18 protein-coding genes, 1 pseudogene and 1 CRISPR repeat array are annotated in these 22,310 nt (G+C 70.6%); of the genes and pseudogenes, 9 read left to right on the top strand and 10 right to left on the bottom strand.

What is annotated here, in order from left to right:
- The first annotated feature begins 366 nt into the window (after nt 1–366).
- The gene (locus ACH4SE_RS12235) at nt 367–885 is read left to right on the top strand and encodes a MobC family plasmid mobilization relaxosome protein (protein ID WP_398543270.1); all 519 of its coding nucleotides are present in this window, start codon (nt 367–369) and stop codon (nt 883–885) included.
- Nucleotides 886–2,662: pseudogene (locus tag ACH4SE_RS12240) on the top strand (mobilization protein).
- A gap of 154 nt (nt 2,663–2,816) precedes the next feature.
- Nucleotides 2,817–4,083: direct repeats of the CRISPR family, unit length 29 nt; unit sequence GTTGCGAGCCCTCCAGGGCTGATGACGGC.
- An 89-nt stretch (nt 4,084–4,172) separates the two neighbouring features.
- Here the strand turns inward: ACH4SE_RS12240 and cas2 are convergent.
- The 9 genes from cas2 to ACH4SE_RS12285 form a co-directional block, all read right to left on the bottom strand.
- Complete coding sequence (gene cas2, locus ACH4SE_RS12245; RefSeq protein ID WP_398543271.1) at nt 4,173–4,436, bottom strand: CRISPR-associated endonuclease Cas2; 264 nt, start codon at nt 4,434–4,436, stop codon at nt 4,173–4,175.
- A gap of 7 nt (nt 4,437–4,443) precedes the next feature.
- Nucleotides 4,444–5,424, bottom strand: coding sequence for a type I-B CRISPR-associated endonuclease Cas1b (cas1b, locus tag ACH4SE_RS12250; protein ID WP_398543272.1), 981 nt, complete (start codon nt 5,422–5,424; stop codon nt 4,444–4,446).
- Nucleotides 5,425–5,427: 3 nt separating this feature from the next.
- Complete coding sequence (locus ACH4SE_RS12255; protein ID WP_398543664.1) at nt 5,428–5,940, bottom strand: CRISPR-associated protein Cas4; 513 nt, start codon at nt 5,938–5,940, stop codon at nt 5,428–5,430.
- A 5-nt stretch (nt 5,941–5,945) separates the two neighbouring features.
- Entirely contained in the window at nt 5,946–8,360 is a 2,415-nt protein-coding gene (cas3, locus tag ACH4SE_RS12260; RefSeq protein WP_398543273.1) for a CRISPR-associated helicase Cas3', read from the bottom strand.
- The gene (gene cas5 / locus ACH4SE_RS12265) at nt 8,342–9,037 is read right to left on the bottom strand and encodes a CRISPR-associated protein Cas5 (RefSeq protein ID WP_398543274.1); all 696 of its coding nucleotides are present in this window, start codon (nt 9,035–9,037) and stop codon (nt 8,342–8,344) included. The genes cas3 and cas5 overlap by 19 nt, the downstream gene beginning before the upstream one ends.
- Nucleotides 9,034–10,104 carry a type I-B CRISPR-associated protein Cas7/Cst2/DevR gene (gene cas7i / locus ACH4SE_RS12270; RefSeq protein WP_398543275.1) on the bottom strand — a complete coding sequence of 357 codons (1,071 nt, stop codon included), beginning with the start codon at nt 10,102–10,104 and terminating at the stop codon, nt 9,034–9,036. Before cas7i ends, cas5 begins: the two co-directional genes overlap by 4 nt.
- On the bottom strand, nt 10,104–11,543 hold the full coding sequence (locus tag ACH4SE_RS12275) for a hypothetical protein (RefSeq protein ID WP_398543276.1): 1,440 nt from the start codon (nt 11,541–11,543) through the stop codon (nt 10,104–10,106). Before ACH4SE_RS12275 ends, cas7i begins: the two co-directional genes overlap by 1 nt.
- Entirely contained in the window at nt 11,540–12,232 is a 693-nt protein-coding gene (gene cas6 / locus ACH4SE_RS12280) for a CRISPR-associated endoribonuclease Cas6 (RefSeq protein WP_398543277.1), read from the bottom strand. The genes ACH4SE_RS12275 and cas6 overlap by 4 nt, the downstream gene beginning before the upstream one ends.
- Before the next feature lie 2,420 nt (nt 12,233–14,652).
- Nucleotides 14,653–15,129: a hypothetical protein gene (locus tag ACH4SE_RS12285; protein WP_398543278.1), complete on the bottom strand. Its 477-nt coding sequence runs from the start codon at nt 15,127–15,129 to the stop codon at nt 14,653–14,655.
- A gap of 190 nt (nt 15,130–15,319) precedes the next feature.
- Between ACH4SE_RS12285 and ACH4SE_RS12290 the strand changes: the two genes are divergently transcribed.
- Nucleotides 15,320–16,582, top strand: a complete 1,263-nt coding sequence (locus tag ACH4SE_RS12290) for a transcriptional regulator (protein WP_398543279.1) — start codon at nt 15,320–15,322, stop codon at nt 16,580–16,582.
- Here ACH4SE_RS12290 and ACH4SE_RS12295 read toward each other — a convergent pair.
- Nucleotides 16,563–17,222 carry an HAD family hydrolase gene (locus ACH4SE_RS12295; RefSeq protein ID WP_398543280.1) on the bottom strand — a complete coding sequence of 220 codons (660 nt, stop codon included), beginning with the start codon at nt 17,220–17,222 and terminating at the stop codon, nt 16,563–16,565. The two genes, ACH4SE_RS12290 and ACH4SE_RS12295, sit on opposite strands and share 20 nt — an antisense overlap.
- A gap of 349 nt (nt 17,223–17,571) precedes the next feature.
- Between ACH4SE_RS12295 and ACH4SE_RS12300 the strand changes: the two genes are divergently transcribed.
- The 6 genes from ACH4SE_RS12300 (at nt 17,572) to ACH4SE_RS12325 (ending at nt 22,188) form a co-directional block, all read left to right on the top strand.
- Complete coding sequence (locus tag ACH4SE_RS12300; RefSeq protein WP_398543281.1) at nt 17,572–18,081, top strand: nucleoside-diphosphate kinase; 510 nt, start codon at nt 17,572–17,574, stop codon at nt 18,079–18,081.
- A gap of 50 nt (nt 18,082–18,131) precedes the next feature.
- Nucleotides 18,132–18,431 (top strand): hypothetical protein, encoded by a 300-nt coding sequence (locus ACH4SE_RS12305; protein ID WP_398543282.1) that lies wholly within the window; start codon nt 18,132–18,134, stop codon nt 18,429–18,431.
- Nucleotides 18,432–18,574: 143 nt separating this feature from the next.
- Complete coding sequence (locus ACH4SE_RS12310; RefSeq protein ID WP_398543283.1) at nt 18,575–19,159, top strand: hypothetical protein; 585 nt, start codon at nt 18,575–18,577, stop codon at nt 19,157–19,159.
- 27 nt (nt 19,160–19,186) lie between these two features.
- On the top strand, nt 19,187–19,957 hold the full coding sequence (locus tag ACH4SE_RS12315) for a hypothetical protein (RefSeq protein ID WP_398543284.1): 771 nt from the start codon (nt 19,187–19,189) through the stop codon (nt 19,955–19,957).
- Nucleotides 19,957–21,363, top strand: a complete 1,407-nt coding sequence (locus ACH4SE_RS12320) for a hypothetical protein (RefSeq protein ID WP_398543285.1) — start codon at nt 19,957–19,959, stop codon at nt 21,361–21,363. The genes ACH4SE_RS12315 and ACH4SE_RS12320 overlap by 1 nt, the downstream gene beginning before the upstream one ends.
- 81 nt (nt 21,364–21,444) lie before the next feature.
- Nucleotides 21,445–22,188, top strand: a complete 744-nt coding sequence (locus ACH4SE_RS12325; protein WP_398543286.1) for a class I SAM-dependent methyltransferase — start codon at nt 21,445–21,447, stop codon at nt 22,186–22,188.
- Nucleotides 22,189–22,310 lie beyond the last annotated feature (122 nt).

Here is a 22,310-nt window from a genome sequence, read left to right on the forward strand (position 1 = left end):
CCCCACGAAAACGCAGCCGCCAGGCCACACGCGGAGTCACCGGACTGAGGAAAAGGGGGTGGGGTCACGGATACCTAAATCCAGTCCCGAGCTGGCTGCCGGGGACCTTCCCACCCACCCCCTTATGGCCGCGAGTCCCTCACGATCTCCGTCCGGCCCACTACCCCGCACCGTAACCGACACCACCGACAACGCCCCGCCCTACCAACGCCCCACCTCCGAACGGAACCGCGACCCGTGCACGACCAACGCCACACCGCCCCCACCCACTCCGACCCCATACAGACGACCCCAGCCCCCGGCGGAGCAAGGTATGGCGCTGGACCGTCCAACGGCCGGTCCCACACTGATCCCTCCGCCCCGGGGGTGGCGGAGGGGCTCCGACGCCAGGGGGCGCCGGAGGAGGAAGCCGACGGCGAGCCCGCCGAGCCGCCGAGCCTGATGCGTGCCGCCGCCGAAGCCGCCGTTCACCGCGTCGCCCGCCGTCGCCGCCGCGACGGCACGCAGCGCACCTTCCGCGTCGACGTCCGCTACAGCCGGGCCGGGCACGACGCCATCAAGGCCAAGGCGAAGGCCATGGAGATCGCGGGCGCCCACCTCGTCGGCGCGGTGGTCATGGCATTCGTCGAAGGCGCCCAGCCCCTGCCCGGCGGGCGCACCGCCAGCGATGACCTCATCGACGAACTCGTCGCCCTGCGAGCCCAAGTCGCCAGGATCGGCGGCAACGTCAACCAGATCGCCCACCGCCTCAACTCCGGCGGCGCCCCCTATCCGGCCGACACCGCGGTCCTGGCCCAGGCCGAGCACACCGTACGCAGTGTCCGCGACGCCATCGCCGCCATCGAAACGGCCGCCCACCACGCGGCCGGCCGGAAGGCGGCCTGATTGATCGCGAAGATCACCCGCGGCAAGGCCATCCGACGCCTGCTCGGCTACCTCTACGACACGGTGAAGGCCAAGCACCACGCCGACCCGCACCTCGTCGCCTCCTGGGACGGCTTCGCGTCCGATCCCGGCCGCGACCAGGATCCGAAGGCGGCCATGAAGCAGCTCACCGGCGCCCTCGAACTACGTCTGAACCAAGCACGAGGCAAAGGCGAAAACGTCCCCGAGCGGCCGGTGTGGCAGTGCTCGGTCCGCGCCGCCCCCGAAGATCCGGTCCTCACCGATGACCAGTGGGCCGACATCGCCCGCCGCATCGTCGCGGCAACCGGCATCGCGCCCGACGGTGACCCGGACGGATGCCGCTGGGTCGCCGTCCGCCACGCCGACGACCACATTCACATCGCCGCCACCACCGTCCGAGGCGACCTGCGCACCGCCCGCCACTGGAACGACTTCCTCCGCGCCGACAAGGAACTCCAAGCCGTCGAGGCCGACTACCACCTGCGCGCCGTCGTACGCGGCGACCGCACCGCCGCCAAACGCCCGAGTCGAGCCGAAGCCGAGAAGGCCCACCGCACCGGCCGCCAGCGCACCCCGCGCGAGCAGCTCCGTACCACGATCCGCACCGTCGTGGCCGTGGCCACCACCCCCGAGGAGTTCTTCCACTACCTCGCCAGCAGCGGCATGAAGGTCGACGTCCTCCGCTTCCCTTCCGGCGACATCCGCGGCTACAAGGTCGCCCTCGAAGGCGACACCAACGCCGAAACCAGCCCATCTGGTTCTCCGGTTCCACCCTCGCCCCGACCTGTCCTACCCCCAGATACGCGCGCGCCTGACCGCCGCGGAGCTTCCAGCGGTCAGCACCCACCACCCCAACCCCTGGCACCAGGCCACCGCCGCCACCGAACGCATCCCCCACCACCTCGCCGGCACAGACGAGGCAGCCTCCCAAGCCCACATCACCGCGTTCGCCGAAGCCCTTGACGCCCTCCCCCTCTACGCCCCCGAGAACCTACGACCCCAACTCCGCCAAGCAGCCATCACCTTCGAACGCGCCAGCCGCTCCCGCATCCAAGCCGACCACCACCACGCCCGAGCCCTCCGCAGCGCCATCCACACCGTCGCCCGCCAACCAGTCGGCGGCGACGGCGCAGCCATCGCCATGTTCCTCGACGCAGCCATCCTCACCGTCATCGCCATCCGCCGCTGGCACGCCGCCCACCACCACGACCAGCAGGTCGAAGCCGCCCGCCGCACGCTCGCCAACCTCCAAGCCGCCTACGACCAGGCAGCCGCCGCACCCTTGGCAACCCTCGCCGACCGCCGCCCCAGCCGAGCGACTGCCGAACATCACGCCAACCTCCTGCGCGAGGCCCTCCCGGACCACGCCGACCACATCCTCAACGACCCCGCCTGGCCCGCCCTCGCCACCACCCTCGCCGAAGCTCAAGCTGCCGGCCACGGCCCCACCCGTCTCCTCCACCAAGCAGCCGACCAACGAGCCCTCGACGACGCCCGCTCCCCCGCCCAAGTCCTCGCCTGGCGCCTCCAACGCCTCACCCACCGCCCCGCCCCCAGCCCCAGGGCCCGAGCAGCGATGGCCCGCACCACACTCACCCACCAGGGCAAGACCCACTCAGCGCCTCCGGAACGACCGGCAGCAAGCGGTGATCACACGTCCACCCCCCGTCGCAACAGCAGAGCCGAGAAATTGAGCGGAGGCCTGGGCAAGATCCACCAGATCCCGGCCCACAGCATCTTGCCGCGCTCAGGTTAGGGGCCACCATTCGACCGGCTCCGGCCACACCGATCAGGTTGTCGTCAGCCCACCCGGGTTGACGACAACCTGATCGGGCCCTCCGTCGAAACCTCGGTTCTGCGGGCTGATCTCGGCGCGCGGCTCGGCGGCGCCTCGGCGAGATCTCCCCGAGGTTGCGAGCCCTCCAGGGCTGATGACGGCGCGCGCGGAGGGCTACGTCGTCATCCTGCGTAAGGGGTTACGAGCCCTCCAGGGCTGATCACGGCCCCGGACAAACCTCGCTGCCCACCGTCACCTGTCGGTTGCGAGCCCTCCAGGGCTGATGACGGCCACCGACCGGATCGTTGCCGTCCACTCCGGCCTTGGGTTGCGAGCCCTCCAGGGCTGATGACGGCCCGCCACCACCCCGTCACCATCACCTACACCAAGGCGTTGCGAGCCTTCCAGGGCTGATGACGGCGCAGTAGTTCGTCGCCGGGGGCGGTGTCCGTACGGGGTTGCGAGCCCTCCAGGGCTGATGACGGCACCGGGTCCGGGTCGCGAGCCGCCACGGGCTCGTGTTGCGAGCCCTCCAGGGCTGATGACGGCACCGTTCGGCGAGGTGTTCCTCGGCCCGGGCCGCCCGTTGCGAGCCCTCCAGGGCTGATGACGGCGGGCAGCAACGACCGCCCGCTGAACATCACCATGGCGTTGCGAGCCCTCCAGGGCTGATGACGGCACAGAAGTCGCCATTCCGTTGTCGTGCAGCAGCGGCCGTTGCGAGCCCTCCAGGGCTGATGACGGCATCCGGTGAGGACTCCGGTGTCTGGGGTGGGCTCTCGTTGCGAGCCCTCCAGGGCTGATGACGGCTCGCAGAGTCCGAAGGTCCGCAGCTGGTCGCCCAGGGGTTGCGAGCCCTCCAGGGCTGATGACGGCGCCGTCGTCTCCCCGTACCTGGTGCGCAGCCAGATGGTTGCGAGCCCTCCAGGGCTGATGACGGCCGGACCTGGCGTCGCTGCCGCCGCCACGGAGTTCCGGTTGCGAGCCCTCCAGGGCTGATGACGGCTCCCACCTGCGGGGCCGTGACGTCGTCCTGGCCTTGTTGCGAGCCCTCCAGGGCTGATGACGGCGGGGGTGGCAAGTGACCACCGTCCGGGGCATAGACGTCAGGTTGCGAGCCCTCCAGGGCTGATGACGGCCTTGACAAAGCCGTGGACGAGCATGGAGCCGCCAACGTTGCGAGCCCTCCAGGGCTGATGACGGCGGCAGCTCACCCCACACCGTGGCGCCACCCTCACGCGTTGCGAGCCCTCCAGGGCTGATGACGGCCCGCCAGCCCGCCACACGGTCATCCGTGCCCCCAGAGTTGCGAGCCCTCCAGGGCTGATGACGGCTCGGTGCCCGAGTTGCCGCCGCAGGAGCCGAGCGCGTGTTGCGAGCCCTCCAGGGCTGATGACGGCCCGACGGTAAAGTCGCAGGTCAGAAGGCCCTCTACGCGCATCCGAAGGTGCCATTCTGCAGCAATGCATCGGTAATGCATCGTCGCAGGTCAGAGGATGTCGCCGGGCCCGCCCAGCGGGACGCCGAGGGTCGTGGACTGGACGAACTCGGGGGATCGGGCCGTGTAGGTCACGATGCTGTCGTGGTCAGGGTCGATCACGACGCCGAGGGCCGCCATCAGGGCGCGGTACTGGGCGGCGGTGAGCTCGCCCTGGAAGACGCTGCGCTGGGTCCAGTGAAGGTATTTGCGGCAGGTCTTGAGGACCTTCGGATTGCGTTCGACGGCGGTGTCGTAGACGAGGATCACGAACACGACCGGCTCACCACCACGGCCGGAAGGGCTTGTACGGCGTGCCCTCCAGGCAGAGGCGGACGAGCTTGAGGGCCTCCAGGTGGATGAGTTCCTCGTAGGAGACCTGGCGCTTCAGGGTGCGGTGCTGGACGGTCGCCGCCAGCTCCTCGCGGACGAGGGCGGCGATCTTCTTGCGGCCGTCCTTGCTCAGCGAGGCGCGGCCGACGTCCGTCTCGAAGTCGCTCTGTTTGAGGTGCTTCTGCGCTGCCGTGCGCTTCAGAAGGCGCTCGGCGAAGAGGGGCTTGAACGGCTCGGCCAGGTCGAGGGCGAGGGTGTTGCGGCGGCGGTCGGTGTCGGCGTGCAGGAAGCCGATGGCCGGGTGGAGGGGCGTGCTGCGCAGCGCGGTCAGGACCCGGGCGTAGACCAGGGAGTTGAGGTAGCTGACGAACGCGTTGCCCGCGTTCGTCGGCGGTCGGCGGCTACGGCCGTTGAGGCGCAGCCACGGGGGAAGTTGGGTGTCCAGGACGGCCCACGCGGTACGGCGGTAGTTGCCCTCCTGTCCCATGAGCGCGTCGGTGTCCTCGCAGGCGGGGACCGCGGTGCGCAGGGCTTCGAGCGCCGGGTCGAGGAGGTCGGTGTCCAGGGCCCAACGCAGGTTCTCGGCGGTGGTCAGGACGAGGGAGCGAGCGACACCGAGGCGCGCGACCGGGTCGGCGGTGAGTTCGACCTGGCGGCGTACGACGCCTGCGGAGGCCATGGACTCCGCGGGCGCGAAGTGGCCGGCGTGGTTGCCGTAGTGGTCGAGGACGTGGAGGGTGACGCCGTTGCGGCTCAGGAGCGACATCGCAGAGGTGTTGACGTCGACGTGGTCGAAGGCGATGAGATCGCGGATGTCGGTGATCGGGATGCGTACCGGGCTGCCGTCGGGGCGTTCGACGCGGACACTGTTGTCCTCGCGGCGGATGCGGCAGGGTTCGGTCAGCCAGTAGGTTCGGCCGACGGCGGCCATGGGTCAGTCTCCCCAGCAGTAGTCGGTGTACGAGCACCCGCGGCACTTCCCCCGGGCGAGGCGGTCCGGCGGGGCGTCGGCGATGATGACAGCGCGTGCTTCTTCTTCCGCGGCCTCGGCGAGGTCGCGTGCCTCGTCGTCCCACGGAACGTCCGTAGTACGGCGAATCAGCGGGTAGTGGACGATGCCGCCGCGGACGTTGATGCCGCGGCGCTCCAGAAGCAGGCAGTAGTGGCGGACCTGGGCGTCGTGGGCAGCCGACGGGGTGCGAGAGGACTTCGTCTCGTGGACGATCGCCCCGGTGGTCACCCAGTCGATGCGGGCTTCGCCGAGGTCGATGTCGCGGCGGCGGGTGAAGGTGGTCTCGTCCACGACCTCACCGAAGGCGACAAGGTCGCTGCGGGCCTCGGGGCGGTAGCCGCGCATGTACAGCCAGAGCTGGCGCGGGCAGTGGTGCAGGTACTTGATGTGGACGCCGCCGAGCGACTGGTCGTCCTCGGCGGGGTCGAGCGGCATCGCGTTCACAGGATGGTCTCCGGCTCGGGCGGTGGGCGCAGGCCGAGCACCGGGTCGTAGGCGCCCTCAATGAGGAACATCCCCAGGTGCCGGTCGAATTCGGCGTCGTAGAGCTTGAGCTGGCCGTATCGCAGCGGGATGAGCAGCCCGGAGGCGAGGAGGGGGTCACCGTGCCGGGCGGACACGAGCCGGCGGTATTCGACGAGGTCGTCACGGAGCAGCACCTCGGCGGTGTCGAAGCGTTCGCTGAGCGCCTTGGCGTACTCGCTTCGGTCGTGGAAGGGGTCGGTGAAGGTCAGGAACTCCGCCGCGAAGGCGTCCCGTGCGTCGCGAGCCCGCTTGAGCCACTTCTCCCCCCACTCGGTGTCGTACGCGAGGGCCAGCAGCCGGTCGATGTCCTGCTCGCCGAGGGTGTCGGCGCCTTCCGCGACGAGTGCACTCAGCGCGGACCAGGCGGCCTCGACGGCACCCTGCTCGTACGGGCGGAAACCGGACCCACGGTGGACGCGGAATTCCACCGGGCCCTGCGGATGGAGTCCCCGCCGATTGACTCGTCCGGCCCGCTGGGCAACAGCCTCGACCGGCGCGTTTTGCACCGCACCGCGGTCGAAGTCCAGCGTCAGGGAGACCTCGACCGCCTGCGTGGCCACGACCAGTCCGCCGCGGGACTCCGGATCGCCTTCCCGCCGCTCGGGGTGCCGGCGCAGCAGTTGGCGCTCGATGGCGTCCCGGTCGCGATTCTTGAAGCGCGAGTGGAGCAGCAGCGCGGCGTGCGGGTCGCCGGGGCGGGCATCGCGGGCCTGATCGGCGAGTGCGGCGAACAGCTTCTGTGCGGCGTCGACGGTGTTGACGACGGCGAGCACGCTGTGGCCCTCGTCGAGCCAGTCCCCCAACCTCCCGACACTGTCGGGGTCACCGATCGGACGGTCGTCGAGGACAAGCCTGTGCCTGACTGGTGCGGTGCCGGGCGGCGCCTTGTGAAGGGTGACGTGCTGCTCGACGCTCTCGTCGATCAGGGTGAGCAGCTGCGGTGCGAGCGTGGCGGACAGCACGGCGAAGCGGCTGCCGAGCTGCTCCCACAACCGGGCGGCGGCGCAGACCCGTCCCAGGATCTCCGGCTCGTAGGCGTGCAGCTCGTCCATCACGAACAGGCAGTTGGCCTGCTCCAGCAGCACGGAGGAGTGCGAGGGCCCTGCGATGGCGCCGCTGAGGAGCTGGTGCGGCGTGGCGACGCGTACCCGCTCGGTGAACAGGCGCATGGCGTTGGCACGGACCTTCGCCTTGACGGCATCGCTCCTGTCCGGAGCACGCGCGGGGGTTTCCGCACCGCAGTCCTCCTCGACGGCCTGGTAGAGGAGGGTGCGTGCCACCGCACCGTGGAGTAGGCCGATGTCGGCCGTGCGCTCGCCGGGCGCGGGGGCGAGTCCCTTCTCGAAGCGGCGACGGATGGCGCTGAGCGAGGCGCGGTAAGGCAGGGTCCACACGACGCGGGGCTGGCCGGGCATGGTGGTGGTCTGCCTGGCCGCCCACGCGAGGCCGGCTTCGGTCTTGCCGCTGCCGGTGGGCGCGACGAGGACGAGGTGGCCGAGCGTCGATCCCGCCTCGCGCTGGTGCCTGTGGGCGGGGTACGGGAGCCGGTCGAGGTAGTCGGGCAGCAGCGGCATGTGCGTCTGCAATGCCTCGTGGGCGGAGCCTGCGTGATCGGCGAGGGTGAGGGCTCCTTGCGCGAGGACGGCCAGCAGTCCCGCGTGGGGCTTCACCGGGCCGCGCCAGGCGTCGAGGATGTCGGTGAGGGTCCAGTTGGCGCGGTGCGCCAGCGGCGGGTCCTCGCGACTGGCCGGTAGTGGGTCGATCGCGAGGAAGCCGGTGAGCCACGCGAGGAGCTGCTGGTGCAGGTAGCGGGGTACCTGCACCACGGTGCCGCCCGGTCCGGGCGTGGCGCCGAATGCCTCGTCCCACCGCGTCCGTTCGTTGTACACGCGCGACAGCGCCGGCTTCCCGCCGCCGAGCGAGGACGCTGCGTGCAGCGCGCGGTGGTGGGACGCGACCAGGGTGGCGATCAGCAGCCGTTCGGTGGCGCTCCATCCCGCGACCGGCGCGAGCAGGTCGACGTAGGCGAGCGAGAGGACTTCGTGCCGCTCGCCCCACACCGTCCCGCCGGTCTCGACCTGCCGCTGGAACCCCTCGGCGATCTTGCCCGCGTCGTGCAGGAGCGCCGCACGGCGTACGGCCGCCCAGAAGCCGGGATACGTCCCGATCGGCCCGGGAGCGGCGATGCGCGCCTCGATCTGCGCCACGGCGTCGTGCACCGCCCGCAGGTGCGTGGTCAGCCGCTCCGGATCCTGGACCGGGCGGGACTTGGCACGCAGGTCGGCGAGGCTGCGGTGCTGTGCGCCCGGTGTCAGGGGGCCAGCAGCCATACGGCCCGGCCTCCGTCCGGGTCACGGAGAGCGCCGAACACCGGACGCTCGCCGGTGGGTTCGTCGCACCACAGGTAGTCCGACCACGACGTCGTCAGCCGGTCGAGGGACACGCGGCTCGCCATGCGGTACGAAAACGCCGTACCCACCCCGTGCCCGTCCTGCGGCGCGAGGGCATGGTCCACGACCGCGGCCGTGGCCGACTCCAGGTCCACCCGGTCCAGCTCTTTCAGGTGGACGACGTCCTGCGAGCGGCCCAGACGCAGCGGCCAGCGCGGGCGGCGAAGCGCGCGGGCGATGCGCTCCCCGTCCGGCTCGGGAAGCCACACAGTCAGGTGCACGCCGACGAGGAAGGGGCGGTCCCTGATCGTCATCCCGCCTTTGCCCGCGCGTACCCGGCCGCCCGAGGACGGGTTGGTGCCGTCGGCCGAGATGGGGTGGTACGTCTCGGTGTCGACGCCGCCGCCCTCGGACCAGGCGGCCATCCCCAGGACGACCGGCTCCTGCGGCTCCCCGGTCGCCGCGGCCAGCAGACCGCGCACGGTCGACGGCGGCGGCGCGGGCAGCCCGCGGGTGAGACCAGGGAAGAGCGGGTCACGGAAGGACGCCACCGGCGCGTAGAACTCCGCGCGCCAGGCCGGGACGGGTGCGGGCGATGTCCGCTGGGACGGGATCACCGGACCGCGTGCCGTACGGGATCGTCGAACCAGGCGTTGAGCGCGCCGTCACGCAACTCCTCCGCCAGCTTCAGCAGCACGGTCCGGGGGTGGCCGATCACGATGGTGCCGTCGGCGATCTCCTTGGCGCACTGCTTCTCGAAGTCCTCGCGGGCCTGGTCGCGGAAGCCAGGGCGCCACCCGATGCGGACCGGCGTCTCCCACTCCCCCTGCCACGCCTCCAGCTCCTGGCGCAGGACGTCGCCGCGCAGCCGCACGCCGGTGTCCATGTCGCTGTCGATGACGTTGGCCAGCGGGTTGGTACCGCCCTTGAACGGCACGAGGACCAGCAGTGACGGCACCCGGTCGCCGTAGTGCAGCGCCTGCTTGGCACCGCCGCTGAGGTGGGCCATTGCCTCCAGAAGCAACGCGGCCCGCCGGGCGCGCTCCTTCAGCGGGAGCCGCACGGCCGGCTGGCCCCGGAAGCGCAGCGTGCTCGCGCCGAGGGCCGTGGCCTCCGCCACCTGGAGCGCCTCCTCCTCGGAAAGATAGTTGGGGCGTCCCACCCCGCCGGCGTCGGGCAGCGTGAACGTACCGATCCGCGGTAGGTCCAGTAGGAACGGCGCCGCAAGGTCCGCGGTGTAGAACTCGTGCCCGTGCAGGACCGGTTCGGTCACCCCACGCGACATCACCCCGAAGTCCACCGCCGGGTAGACCGGTTCGACGGACATCAGCGTTCCGAGCAGGAACGGGCTGTCGCGCAACGTCGTCGCCGAGTCGTCCCGCTTGGCGCCAGCCCGCATGTAGCCGAACAGGTCGTCGTCGGCGAACCTGACGGGATCGGCCTCGGTGTTGGCCTTCTGAGCCTTGCCCTGCGCCTTGCCGACCCTGGTCACCGGGGAGGGCACGGAACCGAGTTCGACCATGCCGTCCCGGATCCAGCGGCGTACCGCCTGCGCGGAGACGTACGGATGCCTGCGCCCCCGCACCTGGGCGTACTTCACCCGCGCGGTGGTGTCCTCACTCTTGCCGTTGTTGGGGGCGCCCGCCTGGACAGCGAGGACAACGGTTCCTGCCAGATAGCTCATTACGCCGGTCCCATGCTGTAGTCGCTTGCCTCGAAGTCCTGGTCGTGGTTCTCGTCGAAGGGCGGCCTATCCAGTTCGGCCTCGATCTGCCTCTCCTGTTCGGGGTCGGCCACCTTCGCACCGACCGCGACACCACGCTGCTGGAGGAGTACCAGCACCCGCGCGAAGAGCAGCATCCGCTGCTCCCACGCCCGGGGGCGACGCCCGATCAGCGGCGCCCAGTATTCGGGCCCGGCCACGGGCGTACCGGTGTCGTCCATCTGCAGGCGCACGGACGCCTGCATCAGGAGCTGCCCGAGGTTGTAGTCGCTCAGGGCGGCCTTCTTGTACTCGGCAAGCCGCCCGCGCGGGCTGCTGCCCCGAGCGATCCACTCGGCGAGTAGGACGGCCACGGGCTCCAGGTCTGTTGTCATTCCGTAGACCTCTTCGGCGTAGGTGTAGGCGAGTCGGGTCAGGGCGTCCCGGTCGCCGAGGTGCCAGGAGTCGTCCGTCTCCCGCAGCAGGTAGTGCAGTTGCAGCAGCAGGGACCGGCTCCGGCCGTCCTCGGCCTCGAACAGCAGCCGCGCGGCCTCCCCCGCCCCGCCCGCGGTGACGCCGCCCTCGGCGTCGTACCGCGTGAGCGCGCGCCGCAGCACATTCCAGCCGCGCCGCAGCGAGGCGTTACCGTCGACCGTCGCAAGGAAGACGGAGACGGCGCGGCGGGTGCGGGTAACCCGCAGCCACGGCTCCTGGTTGTCGTTCTTGAACGCCCACAGCGTCGTGGCGCACAGCTCCGAAGCTGCCGCGTCGCGCAGAGCGGTGACCGCGACCAGCTCGGCGCGCGCGCCGGCCGCGAGACCGCTGAACCCCGCATGCATGATGCGCCGGGCCCGCTGGACGTTGCGGCGGGCGAACTCCAGCTCCGCCATGTCCTTCTCACACGACAGCACGGTCGCCGAGCCAGCGGTGACCCACGAGCCGTAGGGCAGAGCCCACATCGCGATCCGGCAGCCGCGGCACACCGGCCAGCCGCGAACGCCGGGCGGCAGGGTGTTGAGCGCCTTGCTCGTGTCGAACAGCGGCAGGTTGGACTTCGCCCACACCGCGCCGGCGTCCGCGCCGCAGAAGGTGCACGGGTGGCAGGGCGCCTCCGATGCGTCGGGGGCGAAGAGATTCTCGATGTCCGGACGCAGCACGTCCCGATCCGAAGGACGCTTGCTGTGCGTGGCCTTCGAGTTCGGATACAGCGCGAACAGGACCTTCCACCAGTCGTAGGCCGGCTTGTCCTTCGGAGCGGTCGCCGCCTCGCAGATGTCGTCCACGAGACGCGACGCCACCGCGTCGAGGTCGTCGGCCGTCACGTCCGCCGGCCGGCCCCGCCCTGCCATGACCGCCGTCGCCCAGGCACCGGCTCGTTGCAGCGGATGGCTCGTGGCGACCAGCGCCGAAGCCGCCGTCACTCCACCCACCCGAACCCCTGGATCGTGTCCAGCCCGACACCCCATGAGCGCAGGGCGTCCACGAACCGGGCGTCGGCCTCCATCGCGAGCCGGACCCGAGCCCCGATCCTGGGCGCCCCCCGCACCGCGAACCGCCGTCGCGGCCCGGACTCCAACACCCGGAGCCCGCGCGGAGCAGGCAGGCCGAGCACGTCCGCCTTGTGTGCGAGGTTGTGCGTCACGCGCTCCAGGTAGAAGTCGTCACCGGGCAGGAGGTCCTGCCCGTCATGCCGGACCACGACCGGCGTCGCGGTGGCCACCTCCACGGGCCCGTCAGCCGCGATCCCGTCCCCGATGTCGACGGTGAAGCCGCGCACCCGCAGCTTGACGGCACCCCACTCGATCTCCGTCCGCCGAGCCAACGCGGCCACCAGCGCCGAGGCGATCTCCGGAACGGGCGAGGCGAACCACACCGACCCCTCAGGCGAGGTCGTGTAGACCCCCTTCTTCCGCCGCGCCCCCCGAAACCGCGGGCACGCCACACCGACCGGCTTCATCGGCTGTCCGCGCCATCCGTCGTCGTGCAACGACTGGGCGAGCACGGGGTCGTGCTCACGGAGCAGACCGTAAACCACGCCGCGGGCGGGGCCGTGCAGGTCATCCCAGGCGAGGGACTTCGCGTCCGACGCGACATCAACTCTCAAACGCATGGCCACCTGCCGTTGTGCTCCCGGCCGTGCCCGACGAACGGGGTTAAGGCGACATCCATGGCGAGCAACCTAGCATTGGGAATGCCCCTAGAGGGCATTTTCATATGAAAGATCATGATGACTCCCTATTTATGCTATGCATCCCAGGAGGGATGTAGCGGCGCAGCCGGGAGTCACGTCGAAGACGGCAAGCTAGCCGCTCCCACTGACAACCGACCCCGACCACAGCTCCCTTGCACTGACGACCACTAGGCTGAGGCACACGGTGCGGCCACCCCAAAACGCTCTGACCTGCAGTGATGCATTACCGCCGAGCCGCTGCAGAATCGCTCCGCGTGTGGCCTCGTGGACAGGTACTGACCTGCGCCTTTACCCTCGGGTCCTCATCAGCCCGGGAGGGTTCGCAACCGAAGGAACGCGACCACGGGCGCATCGAGACCCGGAGTCCTCATCAGCCCGGGAGGGTTCGCAACATGCGCTTCGTCTGGTGGACGATGGCGCCGGCCCAGTCCTCATCAGCCCGGGAGGGTTCGCAACACGAGGCACCGCTGGACCTGGTGATCCTGGACCAGAGTCCTCATCAGCCCGGGAGGGTTCGCAACCGGCGCTGCTGGCCGCGCTCGCCGACGCCGGACTCCCGTCCTCATCAGCCCGGGAGGGTTCGCAACTGGCAGTGCGCCGAGTGTGGCGCCTGGTTCGACTCCGGTCCTCATCAGCCCGGGAGGGCTCGCAACCAGTGGGGAGGCCGGGACCTGTCCGGCGGGCAGTGGGTCCTCATCAGCCCGGAAGGGCTCGCAACTACAGCGCCCGCACCAGGTAGTGGACGTGCCGGGGTCCTCATCAGGTCCTCATCAGCCCGGGAGGGCTCGCAACGTGGGGGTCTGGGTGTTCGAGGGGCTGCTAGGCCCGCAGGTCCTCATCAGCCCGGGAGGGCTCGCAACACGCCGGTCGTGCGTACGACGATGCGCCGGGCGAGCGTCCTCATCAGCCCGGGAGGGTTCGCAACGCGTGCAGGGTGTTGGTGTTGGAGACGCCGACGACGCGTCCTCATCAGCCCGAGAGGGTTCGCAACCCGAGACCACGATCTCCCGGGGACGGCTGCGCGGCCGGGTCCTCATCAGCCCGGAAGGGTTCGCAACAGGCCGAGCCACAGGACGCCTACGGCTGGTGCGAGGTCCTCATCAGCCCGGGAGGGCTCGCAATCAGGTCACGCCGTTAATCCGGACCGTGCTCGCGTACCTCCTCATCAGCCCGGGAGGACTCGCAACCTGGCCGGTGAGGTGTCGGCGGTACGGCTGTACCAGCGTCCTCATCAGCCCGGGAGGGCTCGCAACGCCGGCCCCCACTGGCCGGTCGGCTCCGGGGCGGCCGTCCTCATCAGCCCGGGAGGGCTCGCAACAGGTCCACCGTGGCGACCAGCTCGCCGACCGACAGCGGTCCTCATCAGCCCGGGAGGGCTCGCAACGGCAGCTCGGCGGTACGGGCCGCGTCTACCTCCTCCCGGTCCTCATCAGCCCCAGAGGGCTTGCAACGTCACCCCGAGCTGCACCGCGAGCGCGGCCTGCCAGGTCCTCATCAGCCCGGGAGGGCTTGCAACGCGACGCCGTCGACTGCGCAGCGGCCGAGCCGTGCCGTCCTCATCAGTTTGGGAGGGCTCGCAACTACTGCGGGTCGAGGACGCGCAGGACGACCGTGTCGGTCCTCATCAGGCCGGGGGGGCTCGCAATATGCGCTGGACAGTGCGCCAGTCGAGGCCGGTGCGGGGTCCTCATCAGCCCGGGAGGGCTCGCAACGTGCCCCCGTACAGGTGGCAGCGGGCCACGTCGGGGGTCCTCATCAGCCCGGGAGGGTTCGCAACCCGCCACCCGACGCCGCAGACAGCGCACCGTCCAGGTCCTCATCAGCCCGGGAGAACTCGCAACCCGCGATCTGGGAGGCGGTCAGGCGCCTCATCTGGAGTCCTCATCAGCTCGGAAGAGTTCGCAACAGGTCAACGCGCGCCTGGGCGGGGACCTGATCCCCGTCCTCATCAGCCCGGGAGGGTTCGCAATCACAGCACCAGCGCGCGCCGCAGCACGGACCGTTCCGGTCCTCATCAGCCCGGGAGAGTTCACACCATGTGGATGCTGGTGGCGACCTGCGGCCCGTAGTCGGTCCTCATCAACCCGAGAGGGCTCGCAACCCGTCCGGTGGTCCTTCCGCTGGCACCGGGTCTACCGTCCTAATCAGCCCCTGGGGGGGGCTCGCAACAGCCTGGCAACCGCCACGAGGCGAGTAGTCGAGGTAGTTTTCATCAGCCCGGAGGGTTCGGAACATCTTCACGAGCTCGCGGGCGTGCCGGTTGAACGCGGGTCCTCATCAGCCCGGGAAGGTTCGCAACTTGTTGCCGCCACCCTGGTCGTCCGGCTCGGCGGGCGTCCTCATCGGCCCACCAGGGTCTGCCGATCGGCACGTATGGCTCCACCGATGCCCACAATCAGCCGGTCACGTCCCTCCCCCCCCTCGCCGCCACTACCACTACACCTCGCCGCCATCCGTAAAGCCCGAAGCAGCGCACCCGCGTCCGTCAGCAGCGCACCCTCCTTCGGCTGGATGCGCCACCACGGGCCGGGGCCGCCCCTGCGGCACGGGGCGGGGACGACCAAGTGCTGGTCCAGGCCCAGGGAACGGGTTCCCGGGACGTCCCAGTCGGCCGTGGCTCCCGGGGTGACGAACCAGTAGAGGGCGGGCTCGCGGGAGTCCTCGATGACAGCGCCGCTGCGGTCGCCGAGGGCGAGCAGGGCCTTCCGGGCCAAGGGGGCGTCCACGCGGACGGCGTCCCATGCGTGTCCGGCGGCGTGGATCCGGTAGCCGGCGATGGTCTCGGTCGCGGGTCCTCGGAGAGCGTCGACGGACATGGCAACGGCTCCTTGCCGTTGGGGGCAGTGGAGCAGCAATGATGGCCACTCCCAAGGGCTGTTTCGAGGACTCAGAGGGGACGCCAACAGGTCGCGGAGAGGGCTCAGATGACTGATTGCGCGTGAAGTCGTGCCGCAAGGGGGACACCCCTGGCAGGCTCACGGACGAGCGCTACCTCCGGAGGCAACAATGTCGCGTCCCGCAGGAAACACCCGGCTGAAGTCCGCACGAGTCGCAGCCGGTTACAACTCGCAGCAGGCGTTGGCGGACGCCGTCACCGCCGCGGCGCCCCGGTTCGGAATACGGGGACTGGCCGTCGGCGTCCGGCAGGTCAGGCGGTGGGAGTCGGCGAATCCCCCGTGGCCTCAGCCCGACGTCCACCGCGTCCTCACGCATCTGCTCGGGCAGTCCATGGAGGAGCTGGGGTTCACTCCGCCGTGGGAGACGGGCGGGGAGTCCACCGGCACCCCGCGGCGTGCTCCGGCGGCGACCGCCCGGCTGGCCAACGTCCCGAACCAGGTCGTCGCCACGACGCAGCCCGCCAGCGTCGGCCGCGACTTCGAGGCCGTGACGCGAGCCCATCGGCATCTGTACTGGTCGGTCGCGCCCGCCGACCTGCATCCCGCCATCCTCGAACACGCCCGCCTGGGCTGCGCGCTGCTCCCGGCTCTCGCCGAGCCCGCCCGGCGCACCCTCGCCGCCGCACTGGCCGAGTCGTATCTCCTGGCCGGCCGCATCGAGTTCTTCGACCTGCGCCGGCCCGACCGCGCAGGCGAGACGCTCCTGCGGGCGCTGCAAGCAGCGGGCGAGGCGGACGACCCGCTGCTCGGCGCGGCGATCCTGGCGCACACCGCCTTCATCCCGGGCTGGGCCGGAGACCGCGACGGCGCCACCGAGCGGATGATAGCGGCACGGACGTACGCGCGCCGCGGCCCCGTGTCGGCGGAGTTCCTGGCGTGGCTGGACGCGGTGGAGGCCGAGTGCGCGACCCGCTGCGGGGACACCCGGGCCGCCCTCAACTTCGTCAACCACGCCGAGGACATCCTCGCCACCGGCTCCGAGCACGTCACGCCGCCCTGGATGGACTGGTTCAGCCCCGCCCGGCTGGCCGCTTTCAAGGGCAACGTCCAGCTGAAGGCGGGCCACCTCCCCCAGGCCCGAGCCACCCTCAGCGCCGCGCTCGACGACCTGCTCCCCGAGGCCGAGAAGCAGCGCAGCGTCCTGCTGGGCGATCTGGCCGCTGTCGAGGCGGCGGCGAACGACCCGCAGGCTGCCTGCGCCTACGCGGCCCGCGCCCTGGAGCAGCTCGCTCTGACCTGGTATGCCACCGGCATGGAGCGGGTACGGGAAGTCCGCCGCGCACTGGCCAAGTGGCAGAACGAGGACTGCGTGCGCGACCTCGACGACCGCCTCTACGCCTGGGGGACGACCGTCAGCGCCCTTCAGCGTTGAGCTTGGCGACGACGTCCGGCAGCTCGGCGAGGGAGTCGATCCGTACGGTCGCGACCGCCGCCGCGTCGGGATCGTTCTGCTGGATGGTCCCCCACGGCCCGCGGCGGATGAGCGCGGTCAGCATCCCGGCCCGCGCTGCCGGGCGGATGTCGTTGTCCAGCCGGTCGCCGACGTAGAGGATCTCGCCCGGGGCGGCCGGCGCCGCCTCGATGACGTGCTCGAAGAAGGCGATGTCCGGCTTCGACGCGCCCCAGTCGTCGCTGGTCGCGATGAGATCGGCGGGCAGGTCGAGCCCGCGGAGGAGGCCGCCGGCGCGCACCGTCTGGTTGCCGGCGATGCCCACCCACAACCCAGCCTCGCGCAGGGCCGACAAGGCGGGCCGTACGTCCGGGTACAGGTCGTCCTCACCGAACCACTCGGGCTTCCCGGCCTGCGCCCGGCGCTCGCGCTCCGCGGTGAGGTCGAAGCCGGGCCGGAAGACCTGGAAGGTCTCGCGGTAATCCCGCCCCTGCGCGATGACGGCGCCGAACACCGCGGCGAAGGTGTGCCGGGGCACGCCCAGCCAGTCCGCCCACGTGCCGTACTCCCTGGTCTCGTCGACCAGGCACTCACCGACGTCGAACACCACTGCGCGAATCATGCGAGGCAGCGTAACCGCCACGCCCCGCCGGAGGACCCTCAATGTTCCTCTCAGCCGGAAACGGGAACCCGCGGCGTCCGAAAGTCCTCCCGGCGACCTGTGGAAGTCCTCGAAAGGCGCCGCGGACACGGTCAGGATGGCTCCGCTGCCATCGGAGCAGCCCCTCGCCGGACGCTCCGAGCGCCGGGCCGGGCAGGTACTCGACGGCACGTGATCCGACCGGACGGGTCAATCACGCGCCGGAAGTCGCATGCACGGGCTCGCCCCGCCGCGCGGGCGGCTTCTTCTCGGCGAAACGCGGAGATGGCTGCTCGTCACACCCCTCCGCCTGGAGATCGAAAGGGAGATCATGCCGCAGGGCCAGGTACCGACGGTGGAGCGCACGCTCGTTCTCCTCAAGCCCGACGCCGTCGTCCGCGGTGTCGCCGGGAAGATCATCACCCGGTTCGAGGACGCGGCCCTCAAGATCATCGGCGTGAAGATGCGGCAGATGGACGCCGACCTCGCCCGGCGGCACTACTTCGACCTGGAAGAGCGCCTCGGCTCCGAGGTCTACGACCTCACCGCCACCTTCATGCGGCAGGGGCCCGTGATCGCGATGGTCCTGGAAGGCTTCGACGCCGTGGCGACCGTCCGCAAGATCGTCGGGAGCACGTACCCCGACGAGGCGGCGGCCGGGACGATCCGCGGCGACCTCTCCCACTACAGCCGGAGCGCGAGCGCGGCCACCGGCAAAGCGGTCGCGAACCTCGTGCACGCCTCCGGCAACAAGGAGGAGGCGGCTCACGAGGTCGACCTGTGGTTCGACGAGGGCGAACTCCACGACTACCGCACGCTCACCGAGACCTTCACGTACTGAGCCCGACCGGGTGTGCCCGCCGATCACCACCACCGACGAGAGAGAGCACGATGACCGACCCGACCCGCGCCGCCTCCGTCTCCGAGCTGGAGACGAGCTTCCGGCGGGAGCTGGCGACGGACCGCTGGGCCGCGGCGGAGACGGCGTACGCGCTCGCGGTGCGGACGCGCGAGGCCGGCGAGTGGGACAACTCCCGCGGCTGGGTCGCGCAATGCCTGCATCTGCTTGACAGATTCCCCGGCGAGAGCGAGGAGCAGGTCGCCACCAGCCGCGTGTCGGTGGGCGGGGTACTGCTCCCCGGCTACCTGCACGAAGGCGTCGTCCGCGACCGCTTCGGACAGCTCGTCTGACTTACTGCGGCGGCTGCCTGCCGCCCTCCGTCCCGTGCTGCTCGCCGCGAGACCGGCAGCCCCGGGGCCCCACCCTTCCCGGAACAGCCGAGGATCACTTCGCCTGTTCCGGTCAGCACCCCACTCCCGAAAGGAACGAGACCGTGGCCATCGAGATCGAGATGCGCGCCCGCTTCGACGAGGCGGCGCACGACCGGCTCCTCTCCCGCCTCGGAGCCGAGGGCGAGGACCTGGGCTGCGACGACAAGCTCATCCACTTCTACGTGCTGCCCGACAAGCTCCTGAAGGTCACCGACAACACCGCTGCGGGCACGGCGAAGATCACGCTGAAGGACAGCAGGATCGGCCAGGGCTCCGCCTTCCCCGAGACGGAGGTCCAGATCGTCCGGCAGGACGTCGCGGCGGCGGTGCGGATCTTCGACCAGCTCGGCTTCGACGGCGTCAGGCACGAGGCGTTCAACCGCCGCCACAACTTCCGTTTCCGCGGCGTCGAGATCGCCGTGAAGTGGAGCGAGGCGTGGGGGCACCACGCCGAGTTCGAGATCCTGCTCGGCGACCGGCCGACGGAGGCGGAGCACGAGGAGGCCGAGGCACGCATCTGGGCGGTGGCCGAGGAACTGGACGTACCGCTGATGAGCGAGCAGGAGCTCGCCGACTTCACCGCGGCGTTCGAGGCGGCGGAGCGCGAGCGAAAGTCCGCCGCTCAGCCGGCCGCCGCCGCCCGCTGATCCGCCGCCGTACAGAGGGGGGACGACGTGACGGACACGACGCCGCAGGCGGAGAGCCTGGTCGAACTGGCCGCTCGAAAGCAGCTTCCGCGGCACCAGCACATGGACCGCGCCACGGTGCGATGGATCGCCGCGAACCGGCCGGACCTGCGGGAAATCCCGCTGGCGCCCTTGCCGGAGGCGACGCGGCGGCTCCTTCACCGGGCCGCGGTCCCGGCCGAGTGGTGGCTTGAGGGCCGCGTCGCCGACTCCCTGCACGGCGTCCGGCACGCGCTGCGTACGGCCGCCCTCGCGGCACTGCTGGCGCGGGCGGCCGGGCTGGACGCGGCCGACACCGGCGACCTCGTCGTGGCCGCGGCGGTACACGACTGCCGCCGGGTCCACGACCAGGACGACCGGGGTCACGGTGCCCGTGCCGCCGCCTGGCTGGTCCAGAACGCGGACATGGTCTGGCGGCACTTCGGACTCGTCCCGTCAGCGGGCCGTACGCACCGGGCAGCCGTCGCCGTGGGGCTGCACGACGTGCCGTACAGCTCCTTCACCGCGGATGAACACACGGCCTACGACCAGGCGCGGCAGCTCTGCGACCTGGTCAAGGCAGCGGACGCCCTCGACCGTTACCGGCTGCCGAAGGTCAACTGGTGGCCCGACACGGCCCACGTCCGCGTGAGCGCCTTCGACCGCTTCCGGGCGACGGCTTTCGACCTGGTGCTGCGGTCAGAGAACGCGCACCTCGACGGGCGCGGTGGCGGGGAGTCCGTGCACGAGGCCTTACGCCAGAAGGGGCTGCTGTCCTGATGGACTTCCTCGACACCTACGAGGAGTGGGCCGACGCGCATGCCTTCTTCGACACCGCGCTCATACCCGGCCCGCCGGATCGCCGGTCGGCCGACCCGCTCGACGAGCAGAGCCGGGCGTGGGAGGTCCGCCTCTCTCAGGGCACCCCCAACGGTGCGCTGCTGCGCGGCAACGCCCTCTTCGACTCCCTCGGCAGCGGCGACACCCTGCACCTGCTGCACGTCACCCACGCACTGGAACAGATCACCGAGCACGGTGTTCTCTACCCCTCCGGCGGCTGCCTCGTCGGAGCGATCTACTGCACGCCGCTCACCGCGACGGGCAGCGGGTTCCGCATGCACAACCTGGGCGCGTACGTGCTCGACAAGGAGGCGCCGGCCTTCGTCGCCCGGATGAACCTGGCCGGGCACAGGCCGACTCCCCTCATCTTCGAGGTGACCCTCCCCGCCCAGGCCTACCGGGGCCTGGCGGGGATCGACTACCTGCGCCTCGGGTCGATCCACCTCCAGATCCACAGCCGGCTCGAATACCTGCTCTCCAAGGCCGAGCGCCACCGCCTGCGGGAGACCGTCGTCAGCCGCGCCAAGAACTCCACGGCCTTCCTCGCCCTCGCCGCCAGCGTCGCCTTCGAGGGCACCCGCGTGCGGCCCGAGCCCTTCCTGCGCCTGCTGGACGAGGCCATCCCCCGCCTGCCCATCCTCGGCTACCTCTACTTCGAGTCGCTGGCGGAGTACCTGATGCTGCACTCGACGAGCACGCCCACCCGCGAGCGGGCCGCGGCCGGCGAGTTCAACAACTGGCTCTACAAGGAGATGCTCTTCGCGACCTTCCCGCACATGGCCGGCCGCTTCGACCTCGCGAAGTTCCGCCCGTCGCCCGCGGAGCTGGACGTGCTCCTCACCCGCATCGACACCACCGTCGACCCGGAACACACGCGCACGTACCTCGTGGAGCGGATCAGCCACCTCGTAGCGTCCCGGCTCTTCACCCCGGGCCAGACGCCCTCGGCCTGGCACCACCGGCGGTGGGAGTTCGACAGCCTCACCAAGGAGCTGGGCCCGCTCCTCGGCCACCTCATCCACCGCGAACTGCGCACCTTCGGCCGCTACCCCGACTTCTACTTCTACTACGACCAGCACAAGGCGCTTCAGGCCTGGAACTACTGGAACCACATGGACATCGTGGTCCCCTTCAACGGCACCTTCCCGAAGGGCGAGGTGGGCATCAACCCCGCCTACCCCGACCTGAAGTACCGCGTGTGGCGAGCCGAGCGCGACGCCTCCGGCCTCCTCCACCGCGCCGAGGAGCTGAACCTGACGATCGCGCCGCGGCTGGTCGACATCAAGTACACGCTCATGCGCAACAACAAATGGGCCGAGCCCTCGACGACCCCGACTCCGGCCTGAGGTCCCCCCCGAACGACCCCTGCGGCCTGCGACCGCGCGCCCCGCTCCACCTCCCGCACCCCTCACGTACGGAGCCCCGCCATGCCCATTTCCGAGGCGAGCCGCCCTCAGCTCGACACCTTCGCCGATCACGTCACCGCCCTGCTGGCGGACCCGTCCACCCCCCACGGCCTGGCCCGCACTCTCCGCGCCACAGCCAAGGAGATCAACCTCGCCCGTCACCACCACGCCAGCCAGAGGGCCTCGCCGAACGGCCGCATCGACGACACCCCCACCCACGTCCAGATCGGCGGCGGCGCCCACCGCATCGACGGCTTCTTCAACATCGACGCCGTCCCGCCGGCCGACCTCCTCTGGGACGTCCGCGAAGGCATCCCCCTCCAGGACGCCACCGCCCAGGTCCTCTTCTCCGAGCACTTCCTGGAGCACATCGACTACCCGCGCTCGGCCAAGCACTTCGCCCGCGAGGCCCACCGCGTCCTGGCCCCCGGCGGCCAGGTGATCACCGGCGTCCCCGACGCCGCTCACGTCCTGACCCCCTACCCGGCCCCACTGGCTGAGGCAGTCGAGATGATCGACCGCTGGTACGCCAGCCGCACGTGCCGCGCAGACATCACCACCTACCTCGACCTGATCAACTACGTCTTCCGCGACCAGGACGACGACCCCACCTACAACCCCCACTACTGGGCCTACGACGCGGAGAAGCTGACCCAGCTCTTCACGGAGGCCGGCTTCACCCACATCGAGCCGTGGCCCTTCGACGCGACGATCGCCAACCCGAAGCGGGAGTGGGCGAGCGTGTATATGACGGCATTCAAATAGAAACCTTCTTATGGCCAGTGTCAGTAGGTGGCCTCCCCAGCCCACCTCGTGCCCAAGCCCCGACCTGTGAGCAATTTAATACCCACAGGAAGCGGGTCCGTGTTCACTGCAAGACGATCTAG

The organism is Streptomyces sp. NPDC020983 (genome assembly GCF_044333485.1).
GTDB lineage: Bacteria > Actinomycetota > Actinomycetes > Streptomycetales > Streptomycetaceae > Actinacidiphila.

Excerpts from the sequence above, each read along its gene's own strand:
- cas1b (WP_398543272.1), bottom strand. The coding sequence starts at position 5,424 with ATGGCCGCCGTCGGCCGAACCTACTGGCTGACCGAACCCTGCCGCATC.
- ACH4SE_RS12255 (WP_398543664.1), bottom strand. The coding sequence starts at position 5,940 with ATGCCGCTCGACCCCGCCGAGGACGACCAGTCGCTCGGCGGCGTCCAC.
- cas3 (WP_398543273.1), bottom strand. The coding sequence starts at position 8,360 with ATGGCTGCTGGCCCCCTGACACCGGGCGCACAGCACCGCAGCCTCGCC.
- cas7i (WP_398543275.1), bottom strand. The coding sequence starts at position 10,104 with ATGAGCTATCTGGCAGGAACCGTTGTCCTCGCTGTCCAGGCGGGCGCC.
- cas6 (WP_398543277.1), bottom strand. The coding sequence starts at position 12,232 with ATGCGTTTGAGAGTTGATGTCGCGTCGGACGCGAAGTCCCTCGCCTGG.
- ACH4SE_RS12285 (WP_398543278.1), bottom strand. The coding sequence starts at position 15,129 with ATGTCCGTCGACGCTCTCCGAGGACCCGCGACCGAGACCATCGCCGGC.
- ACH4SE_RS12290 (WP_398543279.1), top strand. The coding sequence starts at position 15,320 with ATGTCGCGTCCCGCAGGAAACACCCGGCTGAAGTCCGCACGAGTCGCA.
- ACH4SE_RS12295 (WP_398543280.1), bottom strand. The coding sequence starts at position 17,222 with ATGATTCGCGCAGTGGTGTTCGACGTCGGTGAGTGCCTGGTCGACGAG.
- ACH4SE_RS12300 (WP_398543281.1), top strand. The coding sequence starts at position 17,572 with ATGCCGCAGGGCCAGGTACCGACGGTGGAGCGCACGCTCGTTCTCCTC.
- ACH4SE_RS12305 (WP_398543282.1), top strand. The coding sequence starts at position 18,132 with ATGACCGACCCGACCCGCGCCGCCTCCGTCTCCGAGCTGGAGACGAGC.
- ACH4SE_RS12320 (WP_398543285.1), top strand. The coding sequence starts at position 19,957 with ATGGACTTCCTCGACACCTACGAGGAGTGGGCCGACGCGCATGCCTTC.
- ACH4SE_RS12325 (WP_398543286.1), top strand. The coding sequence starts at position 21,445 with ATGCCCATTTCCGAGGCGAGCCGCCCTCAGCTCGACACCTTCGCCGAT.